The 14,775-nt window shown below is 44.8% G+C and carries 14 protein-coding genes; 8 read left to right on the top strand and 6 right to left on the bottom strand.

What is annotated here, in order from left to right; all coding sequences use genetic code 11:
• Positions 1-132: 132 nt before the first annotated feature.
• Positions 133-288, bottom strand: a complete 156-nt coding sequence (locus tag DSM107010_RS38125) for a hypothetical protein (RefSeq protein WP_158631722.1) — start codon at positions 286-288, stop codon at positions 133-135.
• Between DSM107010_RS38125 and DSM107010_RS02345 the strand changes: the two genes are divergently transcribed.
• Together DSM107010_RS02345 and DSM107010_RS02340 are read left to right on the top strand one after the other, a co-directional pair.
• Positions 287-850 (top strand): DciA family protein, encoded by a 564-nt coding sequence (locus tag DSM107010_RS02345; protein ID WP_106169505.1) that lies wholly within the window; start codon positions 287-289, stop codon positions 848-850. The two genes, DSM107010_RS38125 and DSM107010_RS02345, sit on opposite strands and share 2 nt — an antisense overlap.
• Before the next feature lie 406 nt (positions 851-1,256).
• Positions 1,257-1,565: a hypothetical protein gene (locus tag DSM107010_RS02340; RefSeq protein ID WP_106169504.1), complete on the top strand. Its 309-nt coding sequence runs from the start codon at positions 1,257-1,259 to the stop codon at positions 1,563-1,565.
• A gap of 288 nt (positions 1,566-1,853) precedes the next feature.
• Here the strand turns inward: DSM107010_RS02340 and menB are convergent, their stop codons facing one another.
• On the bottom strand, positions 1,854-2,687 hold the full coding sequence (gene menB / locus DSM107010_RS02335) for a 1,4-dihydroxy-2-naphthoyl-CoA synthase (RefSeq protein ID WP_106169503.1): 834 nt from the start codon (positions 2,685-2,687) through the stop codon (positions 1,854-1,856).
• A gap of 238 nt (positions 2,688-2,925) precedes the next feature.
• On the opposite strand from menB, the gene DSM107010_RS02330 reads away from it, so the two are divergent.
• Complete coding sequence (locus tag DSM107010_RS02330; protein WP_106169502.1) at positions 2,926-3,720, top strand: hypothetical protein; 795 nt, start codon at positions 2,926-2,928, stop codon at positions 3,718-3,720.
• A gap of 31 nt (positions 3,721-3,751) precedes the next feature.
• A complete protein-coding gene (locus DSM107010_RS02325) occupies positions 3,752-4,432 on the top strand; it encodes an alpha-ketoglutarate-dependent dioxygenase AlkB family protein (RefSeq protein ID WP_199755358.1) in 681 nt (226 codons plus the stop codon).
• Positions 4,433-4,563: 131 nt separating this feature from the next.
• Here DSM107010_RS02325 and ilvC read toward each other — a convergent pair whose 3' ends face one another.
• Together ilvC and puuE are read right to left on the bottom strand one after the other, a co-directional pair.
• Entirely contained in the window at positions 4,564-5,559 is a 996-nt protein-coding gene (gene ilvC / locus DSM107010_RS02320; protein WP_015157199.1) for a ketol-acid reductoisomerase, read from the bottom strand.
• A 198-nt stretch (positions 5,560-5,757) separates the two neighbouring features.
• On the bottom strand, positions 5,758-6,669 hold the full coding sequence (puuE, locus tag DSM107010_RS02315) for an allantoinase PuuE (RefSeq protein WP_127022243.1): 912 nt from the start codon (positions 6,667-6,669) through the stop codon (positions 5,758-5,760).
• Positions 6,670-6,818: 149 nt separating this feature from the next.
• Between puuE and rsmH the strand changes: the two genes are divergently transcribed.
• From rsmH to carA, 4 genes are all read left to right on the top strand, one after another.
• Positions 6,819-7,730, top strand: a complete 912-nt coding sequence (rsmH, locus tag DSM107010_RS02310; RefSeq protein ID WP_127022240.1) for a 16S rRNA (cytosine(1402)-N(4))-methyltransferase RsmH — start codon at positions 6,819-6,821, stop codon at positions 7,728-7,730.
• Between the two features lie 289 nt (positions 7,731-8,019).
• On the top strand, positions 8,020-8,325 hold the full coding sequence (locus tag DSM107010_RS02305; protein WP_015157196.1) for a hypothetical protein: 306 nt from the start codon (positions 8,020-8,022) through the stop codon (positions 8,323-8,325).
• 140 nt (positions 8,326-8,465) lie between these two features.
• Positions 8,466-11,075 carry a cyanophycin synthetase gene (gene cphA, locus DSM107010_RS02300; RefSeq protein WP_106166853.1) on the top strand — a complete coding sequence of 870 codons (2,610 nt, stop codon included), beginning with the start codon at positions 8,466-8,468 and terminating at the stop codon, positions 11,073-11,075.
• A gap of 178 nt (positions 11,076-11,253) precedes the next feature.
• On the top strand, positions 11,254-12,390 hold the full coding sequence (gene carA / locus DSM107010_RS02295) for a glutamine-hydrolyzing carbamoyl-phosphate synthase small subunit (protein ID WP_106166856.1): 1,137 nt from the start codon (positions 11,254-11,256) through the stop codon (positions 12,388-12,390).
• A gap of 68 nt (positions 12,391-12,458) precedes the next feature.
• On the opposite strand, the gene DSM107010_RS02290 is transcribed toward carA, so the two are convergent.
• Together DSM107010_RS02290 and DSM107010_RS02285 are read right to left on the bottom strand one after the other, a co-directional pair.
• The gene (locus DSM107010_RS02290) at positions 12,459-13,175 is read right to left on the bottom strand and encodes a DUF1028 domain-containing protein (RefSeq protein WP_106166852.1); all 717 of its coding nucleotides are present in this window, start codon (positions 13,173-13,175) and stop codon (positions 12,459-12,461) included.
• A 179-nt stretch (positions 13,176-13,354) separates the two neighbouring features.
• Positions 13,355-14,665, bottom strand: a complete 1,311-nt coding sequence (locus DSM107010_RS02285; protein WP_106166851.1) for an ABC transporter substrate-binding protein — start codon at positions 14,663-14,665, stop codon at positions 13,355-13,357.
• Between the last annotated feature and the right edge of the window lie 110 nt (positions 14,666-14,775).

Here is a 14,775-nt window from a genome sequence, read left to right as displayed (position 1 = left end):
AAATCCCTCCAACCCGTCACTGGCAAAAGCTAAATTGCTCAACAACTAATTTAGTTAGAGTATTAAACACATGGTATCTTACCTGAGATTCAGTTATTCAGTTGTCAGTAAAGAGTGGCTAGTGGCTGGTGACTAGTGGAACCAGAATTGCTTCCTTGTCCCCCTTTGTCTCCCTTCGCCCCCTAATCCCCACTCCCTTCGGTCGCGGGGAAGAGCGAGTTCCCCCTTGTCTCTCTTATCCCTCAGCTCCCTCAGCTCTACGACTCTCTCTTCTCCCCGACTCCCCATGTCCTTAAATTCTTTAGGAAACATATTAGAGACTGTCAAACAAGAAAGTCGCTGGCAAGAGCAGCCGCTTCAAAGGGTATTACAGTGCTGGGTTGAGGCTGTTGGGGCAATGGTGGCTACTCATACTCGCCCAGTTTCCATTCAAAGACAAGTTCTCTGGGTTGCGACTTCTAGTGCTGTCTGGGCGCAAGAACTCGCTTTCAGACGACAGCGGATTTTGGAGAAGTTAAATGCTCAATTACCGCAACCTTTGCTAGATATTCGCTTTTCTAGCGCTCAGTGGCAGCAGCTGGCAAAGCAGGATTCATTAATTGACGATCGCATTTCTTCTAGTTCCAGGTCAGGGCGCGCTCATCCGAGTTGGGTTGGTAACGATTCAGCCGCTAAGAGCGATCGCCAGCTGCGCTTTCGCCATCCTCAAGCAGCGTTTAGACACTGGACTGAAGTAACACAAACGCGATCGCGTCACTTACCCTTATGCCCTCAGTGTCAGTGTCATACCCCTGTAGGCGAACTAGAGCGATGGGGAATTTGTTCGATTTGTGCTGCGAAGCAGTGGTAGGAATTGCTGCTGGCATTTCATCAAAAGCTACTTTTATTAGGATCTTCTTTCAGTATTTATTTAAGTCCAAAAATACCTCTAGCGATAGAGGCGAGATGATTTGTAGTACATTTACTGTTGGCTAAAATTCCCTCTTCAGTTTCGCGCTTTTAGAGCATTTTTCTTTGTGAAAGTCAATGTAAGTTTTACGAGTTTAACATTTTCTTCCAATTGATCCCCAATCGTTTTGGCTTGAATTTAAGTAGTTATTATTTGAGCCTTCTGGGACAAGTCTAAATAAATTCTAAAATTATTTTTAGCTTTGAGAGCGCTAGAACCTAGAGTGATTCTTCAGTTGATGCCTCTGAGTCCCTAAAACCCTAGAGGCAAAATAAATGCTGTAGACCCATCCACAACAGCTACTTATATGACCAGCTGCAATCCTGCAACTTCTGCCTGTCGTTATTGTCAGCACTACCAGCCAGAAGGACGGCGAGGAGGTAAGTGTCAGATTCTCGAAGTGCCAGTTCAGGGCAATTGGAAAGCTTGTAGTTTAGCTGTAACTGCTTTTGCTTCCAATTGGGAAAGTTTAGTAGAAGAAATGATGTCTTTGACTTCTGCTTCAGTGCTTGCTGCTCCTGGCGCAACTACTCTCAAACTGCCTGAGCCTGAGTTACTAGAAACAGAGTTCAGCCACGTTCGGATTCAGAGACAGCAGCAGGCGTTACTAGCATAGTTGTATCTTTATGTAACGGTTGTTTGGCTCCGGCTAAATACACCAAAGATGTAATTTAAACCTAATTTAATTTAAAAAAATCTAAGCAATCATTTTAAAACTTACATCGCATCCCAATTTCAGTGGTGCGATTTTTTTATTGAAAAGAATAAAAAATTGAAGAGATACCCGATAGCGTCTCTTCATAGCAATTCTCGATTGTATGGATGACATTTGTAGGGGCGCACAGAGAAAGCGCCCCTACTAGACGTGTATTGCATCCAATTGAAAACCGCTATCAACTCAAAATTAAGGCAACCAAGGATATTGGCGAAAATCTGGTTGGCGCTTTTCTAAAAATGCCTGTTTGCCTTCGGTTCCTTCTTCTGTCATGTAATAGAGTAAAGTGGCATTACCAGCCAGTTCTTGCAAGCCTGCTTGTCCGTCACAATCGGCATTAAAAGCAGCTTTGAGACAGCGAATTGCCAAGGGGCTTTTTTGTAAAATTTCACTCGCCCATTGAATTCCTTCTGATTCTAGTTGTTCGACGGGAACGACGCAGTTAACTAAACCCATTTCTAAGGCTTCGGTAGCATTATATTGACGGCAAAGAAACCAAATTTCTCGCGCCTTTTTCTGTCCGACAATTCGCGCCAGATAGCTAGCCCCAAACCCACCATCAAAACTCCCAACTTTGGGACCTGTCTGTCCGAATATGGCATTATCAGCGGCGATAGTGAGGTCGCAAACGACGTGCAGGACGTGTCCCCCTCCAATCGCATATCCAGCCACCAAAGCAATGACAACTTTGGGCATGGAACGAATTAGGCGTTGTAAATCTAGGACATTTAAGCGGGGAGTCCCTTCATCATCGACATAGCCAGCTTTACCCCTAACGCTTTGGTCGCCGCCCGCACAGAAGGCATATTTACCATCGGTATGAGGTCCAGCACCCGTGAGCAAAATAACGCCGATGTTCCTATCTTCCCTTGCATCGCAAAATGCATCGTACATTTCAAAGATGGTTTTGGGACGAAAGGCGTTGCGCTTGTGGGGACGGTTGATGGTAATTTTGGCAATTCCGTCTGTTTTGTGATAGAGGATATCTTCGTAGGTTTTGGCAATTTGCCAGTTAACTTGCATGGGTTTTAAGGTGCGATCGCATTTTGTTAGTTAAGCATAGTTCTGTCATAGACCGTTTGCAAATCCTGTGCGTTAAAAACTCAACCTTGACTTTAAAAAGTATACGGATATTGTTTATCTAAATTTTTTTTATTTTCATAGAAGTTTTAATTGATCGCAGGCAATATCTTAAACATTCGTAACTTACCTTGAGAACAGCGCAACTCAACCCCTAGCTGAACCCAGGCAAGTAAACATATTGTTTAGACCAAATTTTAGTTATCTTAGTGAAGTATATGAATCTTGCTTAACCAGATATCTAGAAAATCCAAAATATAGAGGTAATTATAGGTTAGCTCTTACGAACACTAGTAACGGTAGAAAAATTTTACCTAGCGAAGAAGTAGACGTTTATGTAGCTCTTTATGGAGCGCATCATTTTTATAAGTTAAATAGTGCTTTCGATGCATTAGATTTATCAAATTTTGTAGGAAAGAATATAGAAATTTTTAGTTATGGCTGTGATCCTGCTACTGAGACTTGTGTTCTAATAGATTACTTGATGTCTAAACAAATAAATTTGTCTATCAAGCGTATTACTTTAATTGAACCATCTCATATTTCACTTGGGAGAGGAGAGCAATATGTAAAATCTACACTTCTCAATCCTCATACAGGTGTAACAATCAGAACTATTAATAAAACCCTAGAGCAATTAAATGCTTATGATGTTAATTCTCAATCTGGCGTTGTGAAACTACACCTTTTCTCTAATATATTAGATGTAGAGCAAGTCGATCTTAGTAGTTTAGCTAGACTAATTCAAGAGTCTCACATAGGAGCAAATTATTTCATCTGCGTTAGCCCTAACTTTAGCTCTGCTCAACAGCGAATCGATACATTTTATCAAATTATAAATAGATTATTTTTAACATCGAATATATCTAACACAGCTCAGAGTGTTATGGGTAGAGTGTGGCTGATGAGAACGGGATGTTTTGTAGAGCGGCAAGTAGATAGGTATCAAAGAATATGTATGGCTTATACAAATTAATTTATTATCTATACATCAATGGGTAAATTTCATGAAGGATAATTTTATTAATCAACTATCTCTCGATTTATTTCATCAACTAGAAGATAATACTAAAAATACTGCTGAAGTCTTAACTCTCCCTGACGGCAAACCTATGCCAAATGCCGAAGTTATTATCTACCGTAGTTTCTTCAACGAATTAGAGAGTAATACTCTATTTCAAGAGTTATTAAACAATATTAAATGGCGACAAGATCGCATGAAACTCTATGGGAAAGAACACGATTTACCCAGATTGATAGCATGGTATGGAGATGAGGGAAGATCGTATACCTTTTCAGGTATTCCGATGAATCCTGATACTTGGACGCAGACATTGCTTTCGATCAAACAAAAAACTGAAGAGACTGTAGAGGTAGAATTTAATAGCGTCTTACTAAATCTTTATCGTAGTGGTAAGGATGGTATATCGTGGCATAGCGATGACGAAAAAGAACTAGGTAAAAACCCAGTTATAGCCTCAGTTAGCTTTGGTGAAGCAAGGCGTTTTCAAATGAAACATAAACTTGACAAAAGCTTAGAAAAACTAGAAGTCAATTTAACTAATGGTAGCCTTTTAATTATGAAAGGTTCAACCCAACACCATTGGCAGCATCAAATACCAAAAACAGCGAAAGCAGTTGAGCCAAGGATAAATCTAACCTTTAGGGTAATTCAAACAACTAAATAAGCTAAATTTGGTTTCAATTGAATTTGTTTTGCCTACAGGTGAGAAGTCTGCGTGAACGCTCAAATGAGCAGGGCGGGTTTGTTAAAACTTTCTGTTAAAAACAAAGTTTTTTGCTCAACCCGCCCCTACGATTAATCTTGCTTCATCCAGCTGAACATGGCGCGTAAATCTTTGCCAACTTCCTCAATTGGGTGTTCGGCTTCTTGACGGCGTGTGGCAGTAAATCCAGGTTTCCCAGCTTGGTTTTCTAATACGAATTCCCGCGCAAATTGACCCGATTGAATTTCTTGCAGCACTTTCTTCATCTCTGCTTTGGTCTGCTCGGTGACAATCCGAGGACCGCGAGTATAATCGCCATATTCGGCAGTATTGGAAATGCTATCGCGCATTTTTGCCAAACCACCTTCGACAATTAAATCAACAATTAACTTGACTTCATGCAGACATTCAAAATATGCCAATTCCGGTTGATAACCAGCATCAACTAACGTTTCAAAACCTGCTTTAATTAGCGCGCTCAAACCACCACACAATACTGCTTGTTCGCCAAATAAATCGGTTTCTGTCTCTTCTCTAAATGTGGTTTCGAGAATACCAGCGCGAGTTCCACCAATACCTTTAGCGTAAGCCATAGCGCGATCGCGGGCTTGTCCGCTAGCATCCTGATATACGGCAAACAAACAGGGTACGCCTTGTCCTTGTTCGTATGTCCGCCGCACCAAATGCCCTGGTCCCTTCGGTGCAACCATGACGACATCGACATCCGCAGGAGGCACGACCTGAGCAAAATGAATGTTAAATCCGTGGGCAAAAGCTAAGACTTTACCTTCTTTCAAATGCGGTGCAATTTCTTGTTGGTAAACGCTTTTTTGCACTTCATCCGGCAGCAGAATCATAATTAAGTCTGCTTTTTGTGCTGCCTCAGCTACCGGATATACTGTTAAACCCGCAGCTTTGGCTTTTTCTGCTGACTTGCTGCCAGGATACAGCCCGACTATGACATTTATACCGCTATCTTTGAGATTGAGGGCGTGGGCGTGACCTTGAGAGCCGTAGCCGATAATTGCAACTGTTTTCTGCGCTAATAAATCTAAATTGGCATCTGTGTCATAGTACATCCGAGCCATAACAACAACTCTCCTTGGGGGCAAGCATCTAAAGTCTGCAAACTTTCTATAATACCTGAAATTGGGTAATTGGTAATTGATAGTTGGTAATTAGTAACAATCCAGCGTTTTGACTTTTGACTTTTGACTTTTGACTTTTGACTTTTGACTTTTGACTTTTGACTTTTGACTTTTGACTTTTGACTTTTGACTTACTTATTACCCTTTGGGCTGATGGTGTTCGTGCCAGTGACGGGCAATGTCGATGCGGCGACAGATCCAAACGCGATCGCGCTGCTGAATATAATCGAGAAAACGTGCTAAAGCCGCAGTCCTACCAGGTCTACCGACAAGGCGACAATGTAACCCAATACTCATCATTTTGGGGGCTGTTTCTCCCTCGGCGTACAAAACATCAAAAGCATCGCGCAGATAGGCAAAGAATTGATCGCCTGAATTAAACCCTTGCGCCGTCGCAAAACGCATGTCGTTGTTATCTAAGGTATAAGGAATGACGAGATGGGGTTTACCGTAGTCATGCACCCAGTAAGGCAGATCGTCGGCGTAGCTGTCGGAGTCGTAGAGAAACCCGCCTTCTTCTACTACCAACTTGCGCGTATGCGGGCTATTGCGTCCCGTATACCAGCCGAGGGGACGGCTTCCCGTTGCTTGGGTATGAATGGCGATCGCTTTTTGTAAATGCTCTCGTTCCAAATCCTCGCCAAAATATTTATAGTCAATCCAGCGATAGCCGTGGCTGGCAATTTCCCAATCTGCTTCTTGCATGGCGGCTACTGCTTCGGGGTTGCGTTCTAACGCCATCGCTACCCCGTATACCGTAACGGGAATCCCTCTTTGCGTAAACAGCCGATACAGCCGCCAAAACCCCGCCCGACTGCCATATTCATACATGGACTCAATATTCATGTGCCGCGCCCCTGCTAGGGGTTCTGCACCGATAATTTCTGACAGAAAGGCTTCAGAAGCCATATCTCCATGTAGAATGCAGTTCTCTCCACCTTCTTCGTAGTTAATCACAAATTGAACCGCTACGCGGGCTCGTCCTTGCCATTTAGGATCGGGAGGGGTACGACCGTAACCAATTAAATCGCGGGGATATGGTGTAGGCATTGTGTCTGTGTACTCATACGAGAAATTTCAGCGGAAGCGATCGTCGTTATTTTCAACGATAGTACTCACGACCTAGAGAAAAAAATCGGCAAAATAGAGGGAGCAACGATTTACACCAAACTAAAAAATACTAAACAAACAACCTCCAAATGAATGTTACCCCCACACCGCTAGAACCAGAAATCCTAGAACCAGCTACATTCAGCCACGTTCCTGTATTGAGCCGAGAGTTAATCGCTGGTTTGGCGGTGCGAGCGGGGGGACACTATCTAGATGCTACCGTCGGAGGTGGGGGTCATAGTAGGCTAATTTTGCAAGCTGCGCCAGATGTGAAGCTAACAGCACTCGATCGCGATGCAGCCGCGATCGCCGCAGCCCAAACTCAACTAGCAGAATTTGGCGATCGAGTACAATTTTTACGGAGTAATTTCGCGACTTACACCCCTCAAAACGCAACTTTTGATGGTATTATCGCCGATTTAGGTGTAAGTTCTTACCAATTTGATACAGCGGCAAGAGGCTTTAGTTTTCGCCATGAAGCGCCTCTGGATATGCGTATGGACGATCGCCAATCTCTGACAGCGGCGGCAGCGATTAACACCTGGGATGAAAAAAAACTAGCAGATATTTTCTTTCATTATGGCGAGGAAAGATTTTCACGCCGGATTGCTCGGCGGATTGTGGAAAAACGCCCGTTTCATACGACGACAGAACTAGCTGCTGCGATCGCCTCTGCTGTTCCTGGTGCATATCGTCATGGAAGGATTCACCCTGCTACCCGCGTGTTTCAAGCATTGCGAATTGCCATAAATGACGAACTAACCTCCCTAGAAAATTTCCTGCAACTAGCACCAACTTGGCTCAAACCAGGGGGAAGTATTATCGTTATTAGTTTTCACAGTTTAGAAGATCGGATTGTCAAAAATGCCTTCCGAGCGTCCGAGCTATTACAAATTATTACTAAAAAACCACTCATTGCCCAAACAGCTGAACTAGCCCAAAATCCTCGCTCTCGCTCAGCTAAGTTACGAATAGCAACAAGAAGAGATGGTAATGGGTAATGGGTAGTTGGTAGTTGATTGTCAGTTGTCAGTAAGAGCGTGAAGAAAGGATGTGGGGTGTAAAGATTTTAAATTTCTTTCTCCCTCAGCAACCTTGCGCTCCCGATCGCTCCCTCAGCTCTCTTCTCCCTGCTCCCTACTCCCTTAGCTTGATTTCCGATGCGATCGTTCACAAATCCTTCACATCTTTTGCCTAAGCTCTAAGCTAATTGGAGTCAAGAGCTACAAAATGCAGGTTTGATGAGGGATATTCAAACTCCGCGATCGCATACAAAGGAAAACAAGTCATATGGATTCAAACTGGAAACATAAAACTAAATTTCCGCTTCGTTTATATCTCAAACAACTATTTTTTGGTTCTCTGGATAAAGTTATTCTCAGCCCTACTGCTTTTTGGTATACGTACCAGATCGAGCTTTTAGAAAAATGTTGGCTACAAGATATAAGTCAGCAATTAGAAGACTATTTATATGATAATTGGGACTTCTTTTTAATTGAAAACCACTGGGACTTTTATTGGATGTATCAAGTAGAACGCTGTTGGGAACGAGATTGCATAGAATTTTTAGAAAATTGTTGGCTGCAAGAAGAATAAAGTCAAAAGTTAAAAGTCACAAGTCAAAATCGAGGAGACAGGCGACAAAAGACAGAAGTTATGACTAACCACCGATCGTTAGTCACTAATAACTACTCACTTCTCAATAACTACAAATTGCCCAGGAGGAATGAATTAGGATGAGAATTCTTAAAGTTCAAACATTGCGGGGTCCAAACTACTGGAGCATTCGCCGCCATCAACTAGTTGCTATGCAGCTAGACTTGCAAGAATTGGCAGAAAAACCATCTAATGAAATTCTAGGTTTTTACAAGGGTTTAGTTGAAGCACTACCCAGCTTAGAGGGACATTTCTGTTCTCCTGGGTGTCGCGGCGGCTTCCTAATGCGGCTACGAGAAGGCACGATGATGGGTCATGTAGTCGAACACGTAGCCTTAGAACTACAAGAACTAGCAGGAATGCCAGCAGGCTTTGGACGTACCCGCGAGACGGCTACTGCTGGGGTTTATCACGTTGTATTTGAGTACGAAAACGAGAAAGCCGGACGCTATGCAGCCCGTGCCGCTGTAAGGCTGTGTCAAAGTATTTTGGATCTGGGATACTATCCCCAATCGGAACTAGAACGAGATCTTCAAGATCTCAAAGCACTTCACCAAGATGCGGCTTTGGGTCCTAGTACAGAAGCAATTATTCAAGCAGCAGAGGCGCGAGATATTCCTTGGATGCAACTCGGGGCGCGTTATTTAATTCAACTCGGCTATGGCAAAGGGCAGAAGCGCATACAGGCAACTTTAAGCGGCAACACGGGTCTTTTAGGTGTCGAACTTGCCTCTGATAAAGAAGCTACTAAATATATTCTCAGCAATGCTGGCGTACCCGTTCCTAGAGGTACGGTTATCAATTATTTTGACGAACTAGAAGATGCGATCGCCTCTGTTGGTGGTTATCCCATCGTTATCAAACCGCTAGACGGCAACCACGGTAGAGGCATTACACTCGATATTCAAACTTGGGAAGCCGCAGAAGCCGCCTATGATGCAGCCAAAGCAGTTTCTCGCTCCATTATTGTCGAACGCTACTATCAAGGGCGCGACCATCGCGTAGTTGTAGTTGATGGTAAAGTTGTCGCAGTTGCCGAACGCATTCCCGCTCATGTTGTGGGAGATGGTAGGAGTACGATTGAGGAATTAATCGAAATTATCAATCAAGACCCCGATCGCGGCGACGGACACGATAATATCCTCACCCGCATTCAGCTCGATCGCAATAGCGATCGCCTCTTAGCACAACAGGGCTACAGTTTAGATAGTATTCTAGACCGAGATGAAATTTGCTATCTACGAGCTACAGCAAACCTCAGCACTGGTGGTATTGCTTGCGATCGCACTGATGAAATTCACCCGGAAAACATTTGGCTAGCGCAACGTGTAGCAAAAATTATCGGTCTAGATATTGCCGGAATCGATATTGTTACCCCAGATATCAGCCGTCCTTTGCGAGAAGTGGGTGGCGTAGTGGTAGAAGTGAATGCCGCGCCTGGTTTTCGGATGCATACCCATCCCAGCCAGGGTAAGCCTCGCGATGTCGCGGGAGCAGTCATCAACATGCTGTTTCCCCCCGGTAAATCCAGCCGCGTTCCCATCCTTGCTGTCACCGGAACCAATGGTAAAACCACAACCACGCGCTTACTTGCCCATATCGTCAAGCAAACTGGTAAGACTGTCGGCTACACCACAACCGATGGGACGTATATCGGCGATTGTTTAGTCGATCGAGGCGATAATACAGGTCCTCAAAGCGCTCGGTTAATTCTACAAGACCCCACGGTAGACGTGGCTGTATTAGAAGCAGCACGAGGCGGAATTTTGCGCTCTGGGTTGGGATTCAATGCCTGTGATGTCGGAATTATTTTGAATGTAGCTGCCGATCATTTAGGAATTGGCGACATTAATACAGTCGAGCAACTAGCTCACCTCAAGAGTGTCGTTGCAGAAACCGTATTTCCCCACGGTTATGCTATTCTCAACGCTGACGATCCTTTAGTTGCAGCAATGGCAAAACGGGTGAAAGCTCAAATAGCCTACTTTTCACTCAACCCAAATAATCCCATCGTGCGAGAACATACTCGACATGGGGGCTTAGCGGCAGTTCATGAAGACGGTTATTTGTCAATACTGCAAGGAGAAATCAAACTACGACTCGAACAAGCAGTCAACGTACCGCTAACAATGGGCGGACGCGCCAACTTTGCGATCGCCAATGCCTTAGCTGCGAGTTTGGCAGCATTTACCCAAAGAATCCCCTTGGGACAGATTAAAGCTGGATTGCAGACATTTCAACCATCTGCCAGCCAAACCCCAGGTAGGATGAATTTATTTGAGTTAGGCGATTATCACGCACTAGTTGACTACGCCCATAACCCCCATAGTTACGAGGCATTGGGTAGCTTTGTCCGCAACTGGCAAGGAGAAAGGATCGGCGTAATCGGGGGACCTGGCGATCGCCGCGACGAAGACTTCATTACCTTGGGCAAACTCGCCGCCGAAATGTTTGACTTTATTATCGTCAAAGAAGACGACGATACGCGCGGTCGTCCCCGTGGCGAAGCCGCAGACTTAATCGAAAAAGGCATCCGTCAAGCCAATTCCGACTGCCACTACGAATCCATTTTGGCAGAGACAAGAGCCATTAACACCGCCCTCGACATGGCTTCTCGTGGTAGTTTAGTAGTCGTCCTCCCCGAAAGCGTCAGTCGTGCCATTCGTTTGATTGAATCTCGCCGAGGATAAATCGGGAGTCGGTAGGGGCGGGTTTGAAAACCCGCCCGTACGGGAGTCGGGAGTCGGGGAAGAAGAAAGCAGAGGGAGCAATTCCAAGTCACAAGTTGCAAGTAGCAGCACTCACCACTACCAACTACCAACTACCAATTACCAATCACCAATTACCAATTACCAACTACCCCTAGTTATGACCCCTCAACCCGCCCTTCTCGTTCTTGCCGATGGTACTGCTTATCATGGTTTATCTTTCGGTGCTACTGGTACTACCGTTGGCGAAGTCGTGTTTAATACTGGTATGACTGGGTATCAAGAAGTCTTAACCGATCCCAGCTATCGCGGTCAAATTGTCACCTTTACCTACCCAGAATTGGGAAATACAGGCGTAAATCCTGAAGACGAAGAATCCGATCGCCCCCAAGTGAAAGGTGCGATCGCCAAAAATGTCTGTTACCGTCCTAGCAATTGGCGCTCTACTGGCAGTTTGCCTGACTACCTCAAACAGCACAACATCCCTGGAATTTACGGCATCGATACCCGCGCCTTAGTCCGCAAGATCCGCGAAGTAGGATCGATGAATGGCGCTATTTCTACAGAAATTCTTGACGAAGCAGAGTTATTGCAACTCGTCCTCGCTGCCCCCAGTATGGCAGGATTAAACTTGGTCAGTGAAGTCACCACATCCACTGCTTATGAGTGGGCTGGAACGACTGATTCTGTATGGGAATTTAAACCAGTATCCCCAGATGGCGAGACTCTCACCGTTGTTGCCATTGACTTTGGCATCAAACGCAACATTCTGCGGCGACTAGCGAGTTATGGCTGTCGCGTCATTGTCGTTCCTGCTAATACGCCACCAGAAGAGATTCTGAAATACAATCCCGACGGCATCTTTCTTTCCAATGGACCTGGTGACCCCGCCGCCGTTGCCGAAGGACTTGAAACGACAAAAGCCCTTCTTTCAGCCCAGAAACCAATATTTGGTATTTGCATGGGACATCAAATACTAGGTCGGGCGTTAGGGGCAGAAACCTTCAAGCTAAAATTCGGTCATCGCGGTTTGAATCAACCTGCTGGCTTACAAAGGCAAGTCGAAATTACCAGTCAAAATCACGGCTTTGCGATTGATGCGGATTCCATTCCCGCAGATGTCGAAATTACTCATCTCAATTTAAACGATCGCACCGTAGCAGGATTGCGCCACAAATCCCTACCCCTATTCTCAGTCCAATACCACCCTGAAGCTAGCCCTGGTCCCCACGACGCAGATTACTTATTTGCCAATTTCGTCGAATCCATGCGCCAGTCACGCACTGTAGGAGTGTAAAAGTCAAAAGTTAAAAGTTAAAAGTCAAAAATCAGAAGTGTTTCACTAGTTGTTAACACTGATAACTGTTAACTGATAACTGTTAACTGATTCTTGATTGGAGTAGCTAAATACTTAGCGATCGCACTTACCATAGTACGAGGACACTGGGGAGGCATAGTCTGCCGAAATGACTGATAATAATCTTGACGAGATTCTTCAAATAGATAGCGCAGTTCCACTAATGGATTCGCATGATGATCGACGCGCAAATCCAGATAGGGATAAACATCTTGATGCACGACATATAGCGCCGCCGATTGCCGTCCCCGTTTGTCTCCCCCAGCCGCCTCGCCAGCTTCTAAAGCGTGTAATAGGCGATCGCAAAACTCCATTTCCGCTTTGGCTTGATATGCATCTGTCATCGCTACCAAAACTTGTTCGCCTACCAGCATATTTCCGGCTACAGAAAAGTAGGGATATGTCAAGTGTCCCGCCCAACCAACGCAATCTTCACCCGTCCAAGCTGCCGTATGACCGCGACGATCTACCAGATGTAGCTGACGCTGGTGGCAATTGAGATCGTCTTGTAGCAAAAGCTGTAATGTATCTTCAGCCGAAACCCCATGTTCTAACAATTGCAGGCTGCAAATTCCCAATAACGGGTTAGTTTGACCTTGAGTCGCGATCGCCCCTACAGTTGCCTTAGCATGAGGTACGAGCGCCCCTACAGCCAGATGCTTAGTTGCCACTGCTACCCCAGTCATTTGCGTTGCTGCATCCCAAGCCACAATTGAGAAGGTCATAAATTCCAGAGCGCCCGAATCGTCAAGTCACGTACATGAATGTTATTCCCAGATAACATTTATTCGCGATCGCTTACTGTTTTGGATTTAACAATTTGTAGGAAATGGTAATGAGTGAGTGACTGGTGGCTAGTGGCTAGTGGCTGTATTCTTAATTTCTAATCACCAGTCACTAGTCACTAGTCACTGTTCTGAAAAATCAAATCCAACCTTCGCTGTGCTGCTTGTAATGCCTCGGTAGGGGTGCTTTTCCCTAATAAAACAGCTTCTAGCGCCCTACCTAAATTTTCTGACAAGCGACTGTAACCAGGAAAAATGGGACGCGATCGCCCGTATTTTGCTTGTGCTAAAAACACTTCTACGGCAGGCTGTTTTTTGATGAAATCTTGATATTTCTGGCTTTCCCTTGCCTTCATATTGACGGGTAAATATCCCGTACCAATTGCCCAATCAGTTTGAAATCCTTCGCTGACAACATACTCAGCAAACTTGAGGGCGGCTCGTTCGCGTTCGGGCGTAGACTTGAATACAAATAGGTTTTCTCCACCAATTGCAGTTGCTTGGCGATCGCCTTTGGGAATCGGAAACACGCCAAAATCTATTCCTGTGGTTTGGAACTGTCCCAGCGTCCAGGGTCCAGTCAATTGCATCGCCACTTTCCCAGCTAAGAAAGCATCGATTTCAAATCCTCGTTCTGGTAAAGATAGAACGACAGAACCATCATCGACTAAATCGCGCCACAATCTCAGCGAGGCGATCGCACCCTTGTCGTCTGCTACATTTACATTTGCTGGTTGTTGGGGATTGTTACTTGCCAACTCGCCACCGCCACTCCACAGGAAGGGTAGCCACAGAAAGACGCTAAATTCTCCTTTCCCTAACGGCAAAAACATTCCGTGTTGGTCGATCCGCTTGTCTCCGTCTTTGTCGATGGTTAATTGACGTGCGACTTGACGTAATTCTTCCCAAGTTTGCGGTAACTGGGTAATTCCTGCGGCTTGAAATAAGCTGGGACGGTAAAATACGCCTACGTTATTTACGCCAAACGGCACAGACCAAGTATGCCCTTGATACTCCATCGTTGCAAACAGGCTAGGATCGATTTCATCTTTGACGGGAGAAGTTTGTAGCAGATCGTCCAAAGGACGAATTGCATCGAGTTCCACTAACTGTCCAGTTAGCGTGGCATTAAACCATAGTAAATCTGGTGGTGCATTTCCTACTACCGCTGCCAAAATTTTCGGTAATTGCTGTTCTGCTTGTCCGACATATAAAGATTCTACTTGAATGTCAGAATGCTCTCGATTGAAGCGATCTACCAGCGTTTGCAAAACATCTCGATTGGGTGGTGGATTTACCCCTTGCCACAGCGTAATTTTGGTAACTCCAGAATTACTAGGTGTAGCCTGACATCCTACCAAAGTTAGGGTTACTACGAGTAAGAGGAGAAGAAATTTAGTTTTGACTAGGTAGCGATTGAGCAACTTCACTAGTTTTTTCAATTGACTTTTAAGTTTTATTGTCGAAATTTTAGTCTAGAATTGCCTTCTGTAGATAAACGCGGGTAAATAGGTATTTTTGATATATTGTCAGATATATT

This window comes from Chroococcidiopsis cubana SAG 39.79 (assembly GCF_003991895.1).
GTDB lineage: Bacteria > Cyanobacteriota > Cyanobacteriia > Cyanobacteriales > Chroococcidiopsidaceae > Chroococcidiopsis > Chroococcidiopsis thermalis.
The sequence above is the reverse complement of the archived record's forward strand: the minus strand, read 5'-3'. Positions and strand labels throughout refer to the sequence as shown.